Origin of the sequence: Bacillus cereus group sp. BfR-BA-01309 (assembly GCF_022664315.1) — a bacterium.
Classification (GTDB): domain Bacteria; phylum Bacillota; class Bacilli; order Bacillales; family Bacillaceae_G; genus Bacillus_A; species Bacillus_A mobilis.
Window position 1 is genome coordinate 30181 of the sequence record NZ_JAKUHE010000028.1, and the last position, 14998, is coordinate 45178.

A 14998-nucleotide genomic window follows, 5' to 3' on the forward strand; every position below is an offset into this window, starting at 1 on the left:
CCTTACCCATTTTTTATATATACAATTAAATAAGGCTTTATACTGTTGCTCTCTCTATTTAGCTTATGAACTATAAGTAGAGGAGAGAAAAAAATGAGTATATTAACAGTAGAAAATTTAAGTCATTCGTATGGTGAGAAAACCATTTTATATAATGCGTGTTTTCGACTATTAAAGGGCGAGCATGTTGGGTTAGTTGGGAAAAATGGAATTGGAAAATCAACATTGTTAAGGATTTTAACAGGAGAACTTATACATGATGACGGAAACATTGAATGGTTTCCACATGTGAAGATAGGTTTTTTACAGCAGCATATGGATTTACAAGAAAGAATAACAATTGAGGGATACTTACAAAGTGCATTTTCTAATCTGTATGCGATTGAGTGTGAAATGTTAAAAATTGCTGAAGAAATGAATGGAGCAGGAGAAATAGAAAAACTGTTAGTAAAGTATGGAAAATTACAAACTATATTGGAAAGTTCTAATTTCTATCAAATTCATACTGAAATTGAAGAAGTAGCAATCGGCTTAGGCTTACTTGAAATTGGCTTGAAAAAGGATGTTTCACAGTTAAGTGGAGGACAGCGAACAAAGTTATTACTTGGGAAGCTCCTTTTAGAAAAAGCTGATGTTTTATTGCTAGATGAGCCAACAAACTATTTAGATACAGCTCATATAGAATGGCTGCAATCGTATTTGAGACTGTATGAAAAAGCTTATGTGATCATTTCACATGACGAAGTATTTTTGAACAGTATTACGAATGTTATTTATCATCTAGAAGAACGGAAAGTGAAGCGGTACGTAGGAAATTATGAAAAATTTGTGCAAAGTTATCAATTGCAAAGGAAACAATTACAATCGGCGCATGCGAAACAACAAAAAGAAATTGCTCAGTTAGAAACATTTATTCAAAAAAATAAAATTCGAAAAGCGAAACAGGCTAAGAGTCGAGAGAAAGTATTAGAGAAAATGCAAAGGATTGAAAAGGTTAATCATGTAACTCGATCCCGTTTTGATTTTACTGTTTATGAGGAGCCAGTAAGTCGTATATTGCAGGCTGAGAAACTAAGGATAGGTTATAGTGATCCGTTATGTCCAGAGCTGAATTTACAAGTGAAAAAGGGAGAAAAGATAGCGATTGTTGGTCATAATGGAATCGGAAAAACGACGATGTTAAAAACGTTATTAGGCCAAATAAAGCCGCTAAGTGGTTCAATTTCTGTTGGCGAGCGAGTAAATCCTGCTTATTTTGCACAGGAAGAGTTTGCTTCAGAAACAACACCATTAGAGAAAGTTTGGGCAGAAAGACCAGATATGACAAGGAAAGAAGTACGCCAAGCATTAGCAAAGTGTGGCTTGAAAGAAGAGCACGTTTTAAAACCTATTCGTTTATTAAGCGGCGGAGAACAAACGAAAGTGCGTTTATGTGAACTTATCGTAACGAAAAGCAATGTTTTAATTTTAGATGAACCGACTAATCATTTGGATATAGAAACAAAGAAGTCTTTGCAGGAAGCGTTACAACAATATACAGGAACAGTTTTACTTGTCTCACATGAGCCTTCTTTCTATGAAGCGTGGATTACAAAAGTATGGAATATAGAAGAATGGAACGCTGAACAATAATCACAAAGAAAAGGCCTTAGCTTATATAAGCTAAGGCCTTTTCTTTGTGATTAACATGATTTTCGAGAACTCTTACATGAGAATTGTATGAAGAAGCACTCTTATGGTGCGCTTATAAGCGTGCTTTTTCTTATGTTATGTTTATATTTAGATGCCTTTCCCTAATAGGCCACTATCTTTTCTTTGTATATATAGATAGTGTGAAGTGGAATGAAAAATAATTCCTATATGTAAAGGATAAAGTGATTAGTATAAGAAGACAATAGAACTGGAAGGAAATTCATGTAAAGTTCAGATGAACTTCACATGAACTTCATATTAAAAACTAAATATGATTATAATAGGTTATCTTAATGTATATTCGTGATTTTTGATAAAATTAAAAGTTTGAATTTAGGCCAGAGCACTCAAACCTAAATTCAAACTTTAGTGAAATAATTAATGGAGGTTACGTTTAGTTTTCGCTAATGGATGCATTTAAAAATTCAGTAGGATTCCCTGTTCCTGCTCCTCCGATTGTAACAGACCCACCAGGAAGAATTTCACCATTCCATCCTGCATTCGTAATTACGTAATGATTATTTATTTTACTACTAATTTTAGAATCCCAAACTTGTGTTAAATTGCCGTTATAATCAAATTCTAATTTCCAGTTTTTAATTGGGGTCGTTCCGCTATTTTTAATTACAATCGAGAAGTTGTAACCACTTCCCCAATTTGAAGTGACTGAAAAGGTAGCATTGCCATTTCCATCAGGAGGTGTTGTGTTAGCATCATCTGTTTTTACAAGAATGGAAGTAGGCTGTGATTTATTCCCAGCAGCATCCTTTGCTAATATTGAAAACGTATATTCTGTATTAGGTTTTAAGTTTTTAATTGTAATACTATTTGTTGGTGTACTCCATTTTTCTTCTCCGGCAGTAATTTCATATTCAGTAACGCCTACGTTATCAGTAGATGCAGTCCAGTTTAACTGAACTGAATTTGAATTTTTATTTGTAACAGCAATATTTTTTACGTTTGTTGGGGGCTCCGTATCTTTTTGAGTAATAGGTCCACCAAGTAATTCTTTTACTAACGTATCAAGTAATTTTGGTCCACTACAACTATATTTTGGACTTGTACGGCAATCCCCGCTTAGTTCCCAAAACATTGCACCACTTAAACCCTTTGTCTTTATATAGTCTGTTTTATATTTCATAGATTCGTTGTCATCATAACTAATAAACGTTCCTGTAGTCGCATTATATAAATAAGGTACTTTCGCTACATCGTTCCATCCGCGAACAAAACCATTTTTATTCACATAATTAGCTGCTAAATCACCGTAATCGTACACACCTGTGTCACCGGTAGAATAATCATCCCAAGTACCTTTAGAAGCTAGCTTTCCGTCACTACCTGGTTTACAAGGTTGGTATTGCCCATTATTTTCTTTTCCGCAACTTTTCCATCCACGTCCGTAAAAAGGCACACCTAATACGAGTTTATCTGCTGGAACCCCTTCATTTGTATAAATGTCTATCGCACCATCTACGTAAAATTTCGTATCTGCTGCTGGATCATTTGGATCTTTGTATAGTGCTGCATTATGGTTAGAAGTGGCTTCCCATCCACCGTGGAAATCATATGTCATAATATTAATCCAATCCAGTATTTGAGAGATCTTCTTTAGTTCTGTATGATCGGCATAACGTTGGCTTGCACCTGAAGCGATTGTTAGTAAATATTGTTTCCCATCTTCTGCACGAGCTTTTGTTAATGCATTTCGAACATCTTGAAGGAGTAGGGTGAAGTTTTGTTTATCTTCAGGACGATAACTACCACCAGGAATCGTTTCAACACCCGGGTATTCCCAGTCTAAATCCACGCCATCAAATCCATATTCGCGAAGAAAAGCTACTGTAGATTCAGCGAATACTTTTCTTGTTTTTTCATCAGCGGCCATATCAGAAAAACGGTTAGACCAAGTCCAGCCACCAACTGAAATAATTGTTTTTAAGTGAGGGTATTTAGCTTTTAATCGTTTCAGTTCTCCGAAATTTCCGCAGCGGGCATATTTATCACAATCTTCCCAAGTTGTACCCGATCCCGGATAAGATTTTGTGACATCAGCCCATGGTTCGCCGAGTACGAGAGTGCCATTAGGGACCTCTTTATTTTGCAGTGGTACACCAGATTCTTTACAGTTCCACGTTTGTTTATTTGGATTATCGGGGTGAGTAGAAGGGTTTCCATGTTTTCCATTCCAGCAAATATCAGCGAAAGCATAGTTTAAATGAGTTAGCTTTGATGCATCAATGTCTGCAACTTGATAATTACGTCCGTAAATGCCCCACGAAGGAAAATACCCAACAACTTTTTGACCTTGCTTTGGTGAATCTGCTAATGCGAAATTTGGAGTAATAAAGTTTGTGAGAAAAAGAGGTAAGAAGAGTAGTAGGGATAGTAATAGCAACGTGAATTTTTTTGATTTCATAGTCATTTCTCCTTTCAAAATAAAAAATATATTTAAAGGCATGCGCCAATAAACCAAAATGAATCTGGACGTATTAAAGCTTGATAAAAATGATCAGACATCACGAAGTCTATACAAGGGAGCTGGGGGTGATTAAATCGTAGCAAATGTAAGATTTGGTGTAAACGCTTTATTGGACGCGGAAAGACTTTCTCAATATGAAGTGGCTCTAATACAGATTACACATGAAAATAAAATATTGATTAGGGGGGAAAAGGCTTCTTGTAATTAAATTTGAGAAAAATTTGTATGAAGTCAATTTGTAATAGCGTAGCGAGATGAGAAAATATCATGTAAAATAATAGTAAAAATATGTAAAGGAGCGAATGGTGTGGATGTCTTTTTGAACATTGCTGAAGAAAAAATTCGACAAGCAATACGGAATGGAGACCTTGATCATATTCCGGGAAAAGGAAAACCACTACAATTAGAAGACCTTTCAATGGTACCTCCAGAACTTAGAATGAGTTATAAAATTTTAAAAAATGCGGGTATGATTCCACCAGAAATGGAACTACAAAAAGATATATTAAAAATAGAAGACTTAATTGCGTGCTGTTATGATAAAGCAGAGAGAAAAGAATTAAAAGAAGAGTTAACAGCAAAAACGCTTCGTTTTCAGCAGGTAATGGAAAAGAGAAAGATTAAAGATAGTTCAGCTTTTCGTATGTATCAAGGTAAAGTATTTTGTAAATTACGCTAAGAGGGATAAGATGAATACATTTGAAACGATCGAAGAATTAGCAACATATATTGAAGAACAACAATTAGTGCTGCTCTTTATTAAAACGGAAAATTGTGGTGTTTGTGATGTTATGCTAAGAAAAGTAAATGGCGTACTAGAGAATTATGAATACGTAGAGAAAGTAGAAATATTACTACAAGACATGCAAGAAATTGCGGGGCGATATGCAGTATTTACAGGGCCAACAGTTTTATTATTTTATAATGGAAAAGAGATCCTTCGTGAATCGCGCTTCATTTCACTTGAAAATCTAGAAAGAACCATTCAATTATTCGAAGATTAAGGGAGGCTTTTATATGGAATTTATTATTGTCATACTATTATTTGTTGTAGTTGGAACAATCGTAACAGCAGTTCGATCAAACAAAAAGAAGGTAAATCTTACGAAACAAAATAACATTCATAATTCATCTAACAACTCATCACCATTATTTTTCTTTGCTGGATCTGATAATGATAGCTCGCATGGGGGATCACATGATTGTGGAGGATCTTTTGGCGGAGATAGCGGGGGCAGTTGCGATGGTGGCGGAGGCGGCGGTGATTGATGAGAATACGCCCTATAACGGGCGTATTTCTTTTTAAACAAACGTTTGATTAATATTTTTAACGTACTAAGGGGAATAGAAATGAAAAGGGAACTGAAAGTGAAAAACAAGGGGAAAGTAGTGTTATTTTTATTAGCTGCGGGAGGCGTAGTTCTTGTTAAATTAGGATTTAAAATTGGAATCATACATATGATTCGAACGTGGTTTGAAAGTACGTTTTCTTAAATAAGGAGTATAGCCTCTTGCGATAGAGGTTTTTTATTTGTTATTATTAGACTGAACGGTCGGTTTAAAGAGGTGTGAATATGAGAAGAAGCGCAGAAGAGATAAAGAAAGAAATTGCCTATAAAGCAGAAAGTCTGTTTTCACAGAAGGGCTATGCAGCTACATCTATGGAAGAGATTTGTGAAATTACAGAGAGAAGTAAAGGAAGCATTTATTATCACTTTAAAAGTAAAGAAGAATTATTTTTATTTGTAGTGAAACAGCATACGTATGATTGGCTTGAAAAATGGAATGAAAAAGAGAAGTTGTATAGTACGAATACTGAAAAACTATATGGTCTCGCGGAATATCATGTCGAGGACATACAGCAGCCCATTTCAAATGCAATAGAGGAATTCTCTATGAGCCAAGTTGTAAGTAAAGAGATTTTGGATGAACTATTGGCTTTAACTAGAGAATCGTATGTTATGTTTGAGAAACTAATTGAAGCAGGCATACAGTCTGGAGAGTTTCGTGAAGATAATACGCGCGACCTTATGTATATTGTGAATGGATTATTATCAGGGCTTGGAGTACTTTACTACGAGTTAGATTATAAAGAGCTGCAACGTATTTATAAAAAGGCAATAGATGTATTGTTAAAAGGAATGGCAGCTGAATAATAAGTCAGTTGCTTTTCTTACAAAATAAATTAGACCGAACGGTCGGTTTATGAAAGGGGAATGAAAATGAACGCTTTATTTAAAAACCGAGCATTTATGCTCGTTATGGCATCTGATATTTTACAACAATTTGCAATTTGGATCAGAAATATGGCTCTTTTATATTTCATAATGGAGCGAACGAATAATGATCCAGTTTCAGTTTCTTTGTTATCGGTTATGGAATATGCACCTATTTTTATTTTCTCGTTTATCGGTGGTGCACTAGCTGATCGCTGGAATCCGAAAAGAACGATGGTTGCTGGAGATGTATTAAGCGTACTGTCTATTATAGGAATTGTCTTGTTATTAAAGTTAGATTATTGGCAGGCTATATTTTTTGCAACACTCATTTCCGCGATTGTAGGTCAGTTTTCTCAGCCATCATCTTCGCGTATATTTAAGCGCTATGTAAAAGAAGAACAGGTAGCAAATGCGATTGCATTTAACCAAACATTACAGTCATTATTTCTGATTTTTGGACCAGTAGTAGGATCGCTTGTGTACACACAACTTGGTTTATTTACGTCACTATATAGCTTAATCATTTTATTTTTGTTATCTGCTATTGCTCTTTCGTTTTTACCAAAATGGGTGGAACAAGAGCAAGTGGCGAGAGATTCATTGAAAAATGATATAAAAGAGGGTTGGAAATATGTTCTTCATACGAAAAATTTACGTATGATTACGATCACTTTCACCATTATGGGCTTAGCTGTTGGACTAACAAATCCATTAGAAGTGTTTCTTGTAATAGAACGACTTGGAATGGAAAAAGAAGCAGTTCAATATTTAGCCGCAGCTGATGGAATCGGTATGTTAGTCGGTGGGATTGTTGCTGCAGTTTTCGCTTCAAAAGTGAATCCGAAAAAGATGTTTGTATTCGGTATGAGCATATTAGCGATGTCATTTTTAGTAGAAGGGCTATCTACATCATTTTGGATTACTAGTTTCATGAGATTTGGCACAGGTATTTGTTTAGCTTGTGTTAATATCGTTGTCGGTACGCTTATGATTCAACTTGTACCAGAAAATATGATTGGAAGAGTAAATGGAACAATTTTGCCACTGTTTATGGGGGCGATGTTAATCGGAACTTCACTAGCTGGAGGATTGAAGGAGATGACCTCACTAGTTACTGTATTTTGTATAGCAATGGCACTTATTTTATTTGCGATAGGGCCAGTTCTACGCATGCAAATAAATAAAGAAGATGTCGCTAATAAAGAGGAACTAACAAATTCGTTAGCCTCGAAATAACCATTGTAAGGGAGCAGAATTACTCCCTTTTCTCGTGGCAGTCTTTTGACAATGAAATGTACCGACTATATACTAATGTTGTAAAAACGATTTTACATGTTAGGAGAAAAGATGTGAAAAATCAAATTTATGAATTACGCACTGAAAACAATATTTCACAAGGTGCATTAGCTGATAAGTGTAAAGTTTCGAGACAGACGATAAATGCAATTGAGAATAATAAATATGATCCAAGCTTAGCGTTAGCATTCCGTTTAGCTGAAGTATTAGGAACAACTGTTGATAAACTATTTTTGTACAAGCTGTAGGGGGAATAGTTGTTGGGGAAAGAGAAAATAAGCCTTGTAGTTACGACATTAGTGGCTATAAGTACGTTAGTGTTTGCACTTTATTATTGGTTAATTGAACTTCAAGTAAACTGGTATGCACTATTTATTTGTAGCATCGCATTACATTATATGTTTAAAAGTTTGGCATCGCATAATGTGGAAGGGGCAACGGAGGAGAAAGAAGATGTAGAAAAGCATGTATTAAAAACAAGTGCAAATGTTACGTATTATGTACTTGTTGTATTAATTTTTGGTTTGTTTTTCGCATCGGTAGGTTTTAATAAATGGATTGATTTTCATAACATACCGCTTTTGTTTGCGTTATGCGCTGCGATAGTTGTAAAGCCGGCTGTAGAATTTTTAATTGTAAGACGTTATCGATAAAATAAGAAAAAGATCCTCTTCTCATATGAAGAGGATCTTTTTCTTATAGCGTTTTCGTTTTTGGACTAGGTGGTGTAACGGATGTACCATTTTCAGGAACTCTAGTTAATAAAAATCCACCGATAATGAACAGTACAATAATACTAAGGACACCAGCGTTTGTTTTTCCCGTTAATTGCGTCGTAACACCGACTAATACGGGACCCATAATCGCTGCAAACTTGCCAAATATATTATAAAATCCGAAGAATTCATTTGCAGATTCTTTAGGTACTAGTTTTGCAAAATAGGAACGACTAAGTGCTTGAATACCACCTTGAGAAGTGGCAACTAACATTGCTAAAATCCAGAAATCGAGTGTCGTTTTTAAGAAATAAGCATATGTGCAGATAATAATATAAATAATAATACCGACATATAGCATTTTTTTCCCTGTAAATGTTTCTGATAATTTTCCGTATAATAAAGCGAATGGACAAGCTACAATTTGTGTGACAAATAAGATGATTAATAGATTCGTTGCACTAATACCGAGATCTGTTCCGTAAGCGGTAGACATAGTAATAATTGTATCGACCCCGTCAATGTAGAAGAAATAGGCGATTAGGAACATAAAGACTGTTTTATATTCTTTAATATTTTTAAAAGTATCAGCAAGGCGTTTGAAGCTCATTGCAATTGGTCTTGGATCGCGTTCAATATAGTGCGTTTGCTCTACGTTTTTTAGCATTGGAATTGTAAACAATCCCCACCAAAGAGCTGTTATCGCGAATGAAATTTGACTAGCAATGCCGACTGATAAAGGGATAGTTCCTTTTTGAGCAAGAATAATAAGAGCGATACAACCGATAAAAGGAATGGTGCTCCCAATATAGCCTAATGCAAAGCCTCTTGTAGAAATTCGGTCCATTCTATCTTTAGAGGTAACATCTACTAAAAATGCATCATAAAAAATGTTTGCTCCCGCAAAACCGATTAGTGCTAGCATATAGCAGCCTAGTAATAAGTACCACTGAGATGTTGGGACGACTGCTAGCATACTTGTAAATACGATGCCGAGTCCGAAGAAGAATGTGAAAAATCGTTTTTTAAACCCTTTATAATCAGCAACTGTGCCGAGAATAGGAGCAAGTATAGAAATTAAAAGTGTAGCGAACGAGTTTGCATATCCCCAATATGCTGTTGAAGTTGCACCAGATAGTCCAGCTTCTTTTGCAGCTGCCTTAAAGTAAATTGGGAATAATGCAGTTGTAATGACGAGCGAATATACCGAGTTCGCCCAATCGTATAATATCCAGCTTTTTTCTTGTCTGGACATTTTTTTCATATAATGTTCCCCCTTAAATTTGTTCTACTAACAGTGTACAAAAATAAAAATTATAAAAAGAGAAACAGTGATGATTTTTACATAACTTTTACATATATACACAGTTCTTTACAATTGAAGTAAATCCTCTACAATTGATCCGTCTGTTTCACCTAAGTGTAAACCGAGTAGCCTAGCGATAGTCGGACCTTCATCAATAAGTCTCATATACGGGATGGTAACACCGCTTTTTATCCCTTTCCCAGCAGCGATGAAAATTGTTTCATAGTTAGGTTTTGTTGGAGAGTATCCATGCGTACCAAATGTATATTTTTTACTAGGCATAACATCTTTTTCGGTAATTTCTTTTATAAAATCGCCTGTATAGTTTTCAGTGAAATAATAGCCTTCTTGTGCTTCCAACATAAATAAACAATTACCATCTGCACCGCAGTCTTTTGCAGCTTCATCATGTAGTATAAATTCAATACCGTTTCGTTTATTTTGAAGTAATTCTTCAAGTAGTAGTTGTACTTTTCGAATGGTATCTGTATCATTTTTGTCTTTCACATATACATAGGCAGAGCCGTCGCAACTTTGGCAATAGACCTTCCAGTCTATTAATTTTCCTTTTGAGTTTATAGATATAAGCCCTTTTTGATGAAATAGTACATTTAATTGAATGGCTTTGTTTTCACTTAAAGCGCTATGATCACCAAGAGCGATAATTGTACTCTCTTCGTATAGATCACTGTTTTTTAAAGCTTGAATAATTTTCCCTAGCCGTTCATCATGTCTATGAATTGCAGCTATTGTTTCTTTGGATTCAAAGCCGTAATAGTGTCTTTGGGTGTCTAAATCGGTGAAATGTACAAACATAACATTAGGCTTTTTCGTCTGAATTGTATGCACAGCAGAAGCAAGTACGAAATCATCGAGTTCAGGCTGTGATAAGCCATTTCTTATATGACCAAAACGCTGATTCAAATCTAATTGATATAGCGGGCTACCGCTAAATAATGAAACTAAAATTTGATTTTGCCACGGTCTATTTGGAAAAATTTCAGGTAAATTGTAATCAATATTTGCTCTGCCGGTAACAGGCCATAGAAGGGCAGCTGTCGTTAAATTTGCTTTACGTGCTTCATCGTATAACGTTGTTCCTTTAATGGATTTTCGGTACCAATGCCAATCTGGTGACTTGCGTCCAGGTTGAAGTAACGTATTGCTAACTACGCCATGTTTATTAGGGTAGTTTCCAGTAACGATTGTTGAGTGACTTGGGTATGTTACAGAAGGATAAATAGGTTCCACTTTTCTCGCCATCGCGCCCTTGTTTATTAATGTTTGGAAATTAGGAAGCTGTTGTAATATAGGAAAATCTAAAGCTGATAAGCAATCGAAAGATAAAATAATGACGTGGTTTGTTAATGCTTTATCCATAAAGTTCCCTCCTGATTATATAAAACCTATTCTTATATATTACTATTAATACCTAGTGATAAAAATATATTTCTAGGTGAAAATTTATTATTTATTTTCAGAAAAGTTAAACATATAATTGAGTATAAGGGAATGAATGGAAGGAGGGAATACTGTGGATTGGCTAGATGGATTTAGTATCTTTTATATCATTGGCGGAATTACGATTATCCTTGTATTTGCTATTTCGTATTTACTAAAGAAACGGTTTCCAAACAAACAATTCGATATTATATTTGCACTTAGTTTAATACTTCTTTGCTTAGCATCCTTTCCGGTTACAATGATGGTGATTGGTGGATGGGAAGGAATGGGATATGGATTTATTGGTTTCTTCGTTCTACTTGGTACACTTATCGGTATGATTGCACATCAACTTTTAAAAATCACGAGAAAAAGCTACGTATAAAACTGCAAAAAACGAAAAGAATATATAAAAATGAGAAAATTAGCTATTGTTTTAAAAAAGAATTTGTATTATGATAATCAACAAATTTATTTCGTTATAACGATGAAAAAGGACTAGTACATGTTCAACCTTTTTAGCAGAGAGAGAATCCAGCAGACTGAAAGATTCTTAAAAAGGCGATATGGAACCTACCTTTGCGTTCTGCATATGCAGCGGGAATTTCCCGTTATCAAAAAGAGAGCATGCGCAATTTTTGTGCATGAATCAGGGTGGTAACGCCGGCAAAGCTCGGTCCCTATTTAGGGACGCGGGCTTTTTTGTATTTTCAAAAGGAGGAAGACTGACTATGGCAAAAGAACAAGTACAAGCGATTACGAAGATGGAAGAGGATTTTGCACAGTGGTACACAGATATTGTAAAAAAAGCAGAACTTGTTGATTATTCAAGTGTAAAAGGATGTATGATTCTACGTCCGTACGGTTATGCCTTATGGGAAAATATGCAGAAAGTTATGGATGAGAAGTTAAAAGCAACTGGTCATGAAAATGTGTATATGCCAATGTTTATCCCAGAGAGTTTATTACAAAAAGAGAAGGATCATGTAGAAGGGTTTGCTCCTGAAGTAGCATGGGTGACACATGGCGGGGATGAAAAATTAGCGGAGAGACTTTGTGTACGCCCTACATCTGAAACTTTATTCTGTGAACATTTTTCAAAAATTGTGCAATCCTATAATGATTTGCCAAAGCTATATAATCAGTGGTGTTCAGTAGTTCGTTGGGAGAAAACGACGCGACCATTCCTTCGTACAACTGAATTCTTATGGCAAGAGGGTCATACAATTCATGAAACAGCAGAAGAATCTCAAGCTGAAACGTTACATATTTTAAATCTATATGCTTCTTTCTGTGAAGACTACTTAGCGATACCAGTAATTAAAGGACAAAAAACAGAGAAAGAAAAATTTGCGGGAGCAAAGGCGACTTATACGATTGAAAGCTTAATGCATGATGGGAAAGCACTTCAAACAGGAACATCTCATAACTTTGGAACGAATTTTTCTGAAGCATTTGATATTAAGTTTTTAGATCGTAACGGTAAGTGGCAATATGTACACCAAACATCTTGGGGTGTATCAACAAGAATGATAGGTGGACTTATTATGGTTCATAGTGATAATAATGGGCTTGTAATGCCTCCTAAAGTCGCGCCAGTGCAAGTTGTTATTGTACCAATTGCTCAGCATAAAGAAGGAGTTTTAGCGAAAGCAACAGAGTTACAAGAACATATTCAAAAGGTTGCACGAGTAAAAATAGATGCTAGTAATAAAACACCAGGCTGGAAATTTAATGAGTATGAAATGAAGGGCATTCCAATTCGATTAGAAGTTGGCCCTAAAGATATTGAAAAGAATCAAGTCGTACTTGTAAGAAGAGATACGAAAGAAAAAGAATTTATATCAATGGATCAATTAGAAGAACGTATTCCAGCATTACTTGAGGAAATTCATAATTCTTTATTTAATAAGGCAAAAGTATTTCGCGATGAGAATACGTATAGTGCGACGAATTTCGAAAAGATGAAAAAAATAGCGGATGAAAAGCAAGGATTTATTAAGGCAATGTGGTGCGGAGAATTAGCTTGTGAAGAGAAACTAAAAGAAGAGGTTGGAGTATCTTCACGTTGTATGCCTTTTGAGCAAGAGCATGTAGCTGATGAATGTATTTGTTGTGGGAAAGAAGCTAAACAAATGGTGTATTGGGGAAAAGCGTATTAATGCGCTTTTTGATAGAGGATGAAAAGGACTTTGGGCTGCATAATAAAATGCAATCCAAAGTCCTTTTTTGTTTTACAATTTGTTTCATGTATGTTTTAGATGGAAGGATGTGTTTTATTTTGCATTTTTACGGCGAATAAATAGTAACATACCGATTAGGAATGTTGAAAGTCCCATTAAAATAGATGCAGGATAATGTGTTGCCGTATTAGGTAACTTATCGCCTTGTTTTTTCTCATTATCTTTTACATTGCCACCTTGAGAACCGTTGCCCCCCTGAGAGCTGCTATCGCCTTTAACGCGGTTGCCACCTTGAGAACCGTTGCCCCCCTGAGAGCTGCTATCGCCTTTAACGCGGTTGCCACCTTGAGAGCCGTTGCCACCTTGAGAACTGTTATCGCCTTTAACACGGTTACCACCTTGAGAGCTATTGCCACCAGAACCGTTACCACCAGAACCACTGCCACCGGAGCCATTGCCACCAGAACCGTTGCCGCCAGAGCCGTTATCACCGGAACCACTGCCACCAGAACCGTTACCGCCCGAGCCATTGCCGCCAGAACCACTATCGTCCTGAGAACCATTGTTTCCTGGTGGTTTATTATTATCTTTTGAGTTGCCTTCTGCTAAATGATCGTTATTTTGTACAATTGCGTTTGTTGCTGGAGAGAAGTTTTCCGTTGCTGCATTACCGATATTTAAACCGCTAAAAAAAGATAAAGAGAGTGTTGATGCTAAAATGAAGATTTTCGTCATTGTTTTCCTCCTAAGAAATTAATATTCCATCTAAAATACATCCCTTTGTAATATTTCATAGGAGATATAGTTTTATGCAAAAAACTATATAGATAAGATGTTCATAAATTTTATGGTTATATTTAGATATTCAAAATAAATATTTCGGAATGATATGTTAAGATTAATAGTAAGAAGAATAAAAAAGGGAGGGCTGAAGAATATAGGATTTCTTATATTCTTATAAAAAATTATGAAACAAACAACAAAACAAATAATAACAGGTACATTTCTAGCGACAGCAACATCTTTTATTTCGACGCATGCCTTTGCAGAAAGTGATAATTTAGCGACAGTAAATGCAACAAATTTAAATATACGTGAACAACCTACAACTCAAGGGAAAGTTATAGGAACAGTAAAAAAGGGAACAAATGTACAAGTTTTAAGTAAGGAAAAAGAATGGGCTAAAATTTCTCATGATGGAAAAGAGGGATACGTCACATTACAATTTTTAGGATTTTCGAATGGAAATCCAAACGTTGAACAAAAACAACAATTAACGATTAATAATGGACAAAAAGAAGAGGGAATTGTTACGGCAACTCGTTTGAATGTACGTAATAGTCCAGCTCTAGGTAGTTCAATGATTGGCTATGTTCAAAAAAATGAAAAAGTAACGGTATTAGGAAAAGCGAACGGCTGGGCAAAGATTGAATATAAAGGAAAAGAGGGATATGTATCTTTAGAGTTTTTAAAATTTGGAGATGCAATTCAAACACCTGACACTTCTGGCCAAAAGCAACTGCAACCAACAATCAAAAATGGAGCACAAGAAGTAGGAACAATCAATGCAACAAGCTTACGAGTAAGAAGTGCGGCGAATACAAGTAGCTCGGTTCTAGGAAACTTAAAAAATGGAGAAAAAGTAACAGTACTAGGAAAAG

General features: G+C 35.5%; 16 protein-coding genes and 1 other annotated feature. Of the genes, 12 read left to right on the forward strand and 4 right to left on the reverse strand.

Going from position 1 to position 14998, the window contains the following annotated elements; all coding sequences use genetic code 11:
- Nucleotides 1-93: 93 nt before the first annotated feature.
- Nucleotides 94-1632, forward strand: coding sequence for an ABC-F family ATP-binding cassette domain-containing protein (locus MR115_RS27810; RefSeq protein ID WP_242243467.1), 1539 nt, complete (start codon nucleotides 94-96; stop codon nucleotides 1630-1632).
- A 454-nt stretch (nucleotides 1633-2086) separates the two neighbouring features.
- Here the strand turns inward: MR115_RS27810 and MR115_RS27815 are convergent, their stop codons facing one another.
- Entirely contained in the window at nucleotides 2087-4111 is a 2025-nt protein-coding gene (locus MR115_RS27815; RefSeq protein WP_242243468.1) for a glycosyl hydrolase family 18 protein, read from the reverse strand.
- A 370-nt stretch (nucleotides 4112-4481) separates the two neighbouring features.
- Here MR115_RS27815 and MR115_RS27820 point away from each other — a divergent pair, with 370 nt between their 5' ends.
- The 8 genes from MR115_RS27820 (at nucleotide 4482) to MR115_RS27855 (ending at nucleotide 8342) form a co-directional block, all read left to right on the forward strand.
- On the forward strand, nucleotides 4482-4853 hold the full coding sequence (locus MR115_RS27820; protein ID WP_242243473.1) for a DnaJ family domain-containing protein: 372 nt from the start codon (nucleotides 4482-4484) through the stop codon (nucleotides 4851-4853).
- Between the two features lie 10 nt (nucleotides 4854-4863).
- Nucleotides 4864-5178 (forward strand): thioredoxin family protein, encoded by a 315-nt coding sequence (locus MR115_RS27825; protein WP_063262170.1) that lies wholly within the window; start codon nucleotides 4864-4866, stop codon nucleotides 5176-5178.
- 13 nt (nucleotides 5179-5191) lie between these two features.
- On the forward strand, nucleotides 5192-5443 hold the full coding sequence (locus tag MR115_RS27830; RefSeq protein WP_000394367.1) for a hypothetical protein: 252 nt from the start codon (nucleotides 5192-5194) through the stop codon (nucleotides 5441-5443).
- 81 nt (nucleotides 5444-5524) lie between these two features.
- Entirely contained in the window at nucleotides 5525-5668 is a 144-nt protein-coding gene (locus MR115_RS27835; protein WP_000817921.1) for a hypothetical protein, read from the forward strand.
- Nucleotides 5669-5748: 80 nt separating this feature from the next.
- On the forward strand, nucleotides 5749-6330 hold the full coding sequence (locus MR115_RS27840) for a TetR/AcrR family transcriptional regulator (protein WP_001254436.1): 582 nt from the start codon (nucleotides 5749-5751) through the stop codon (nucleotides 6328-6330).
- A 66-nt stretch (nucleotides 6331-6396) separates the two neighbouring features.
- Entirely contained in the window at nucleotides 6397-7629 is a 1233-nt protein-coding gene (locus MR115_RS27845; protein ID WP_242243475.1) for an MFS transporter, read from the forward strand.
- 56 nt (nucleotides 7630-7685) lie between these two features.
- Nucleotides 7686-7937 carry a helix-turn-helix transcriptional regulator gene (locus MR115_RS27850; protein ID WP_080119822.1) on the forward strand — a complete coding sequence of 84 codons (252 nt, stop codon included), beginning with the start codon at nucleotides 7686-7688 and terminating at the stop codon, nucleotides 7935-7937.
- A gap of 12 nt (nucleotides 7938-7949) precedes the next feature.
- Nucleotides 7950-8342: a hypothetical protein gene (locus tag MR115_RS27855; protein ID WP_242243476.1), complete on the forward strand. Its 393-nt coding sequence runs from the start codon at nucleotides 7950-7952 to the stop codon at nucleotides 8340-8342.
- A 43-nt stretch (nucleotides 8343-8385) separates the two neighbouring features.
- Here MR115_RS27855 and MR115_RS27860 read toward each other — a convergent pair whose 3' ends face one another.
- Nucleotides 8386-9669: an MFS transporter gene (locus MR115_RS27860; protein WP_242243481.1), complete on the reverse strand. Its 1284-nt coding sequence runs from the start codon at nucleotides 9667-9669 to the stop codon at nucleotides 8386-8388.
- Between the two features lie 108 nt (nucleotides 9670-9777).
- Nucleotides 9778-11091 carry an alkaline phosphatase family protein gene (locus MR115_RS27865; protein ID WP_242243484.1) on the reverse strand — a complete coding sequence of 438 codons (1314 nt, stop codon included), beginning with the start codon at nucleotides 11089-11091 and terminating at the stop codon, nucleotides 9778-9780.
- Nucleotides 11092-11245: 154 nt separating this feature from the next.
- On the opposite strand from MR115_RS27865, the gene MR115_RS27870 reads away from it, so the two are divergent.
- Together MR115_RS27870 and proS are read left to right on the forward strand one after the other, a co-directional pair.
- Complete coding sequence (locus tag MR115_RS27870; protein ID WP_131933323.1) at nucleotides 11246-11539, forward strand: YesK-like family protein; 294 nt, start codon at nucleotides 11246-11248, stop codon at nucleotides 11537-11539.
- Between the two features lie 93 nt (nucleotides 11540-11632).
- Nucleotides 11633-11839: a binding site (T-box leader), on the forward strand.
- A 46-nt stretch (nucleotides 11840-11885) separates the two neighbouring features.
- Entirely contained in the window at nucleotides 11886-13316 is a 1431-nt protein-coding gene (proS, locus tag MR115_RS27875) for a proline--tRNA ligase (RefSeq protein WP_242243487.1), read from the forward strand.
- Between the two features lie 114 nt (nucleotides 13317-13430).
- Here the strand turns inward: proS and MR115_RS27880 are convergent, their stop codons facing one another.
- Nucleotides 13431-14072: an LPXTG cell wall anchor domain-containing protein gene (locus MR115_RS27880; protein ID WP_242243490.1), complete on the reverse strand. Its 642-nt coding sequence runs from the start codon at nucleotides 14070-14072 to the stop codon at nucleotides 13431-13433.
- Nucleotides 14073-14304: 232 nt separating this feature from the next.
- Here MR115_RS27880 and MR115_RS27885 point away from each other — a divergent pair.
- Nucleotides 14305-14998 (forward strand): SH3 domain-containing protein (locus tag MR115_RS27885; protein ID WP_242243493.1); only part of this gene is annotated, 694 nt, incomplete at its 3' end.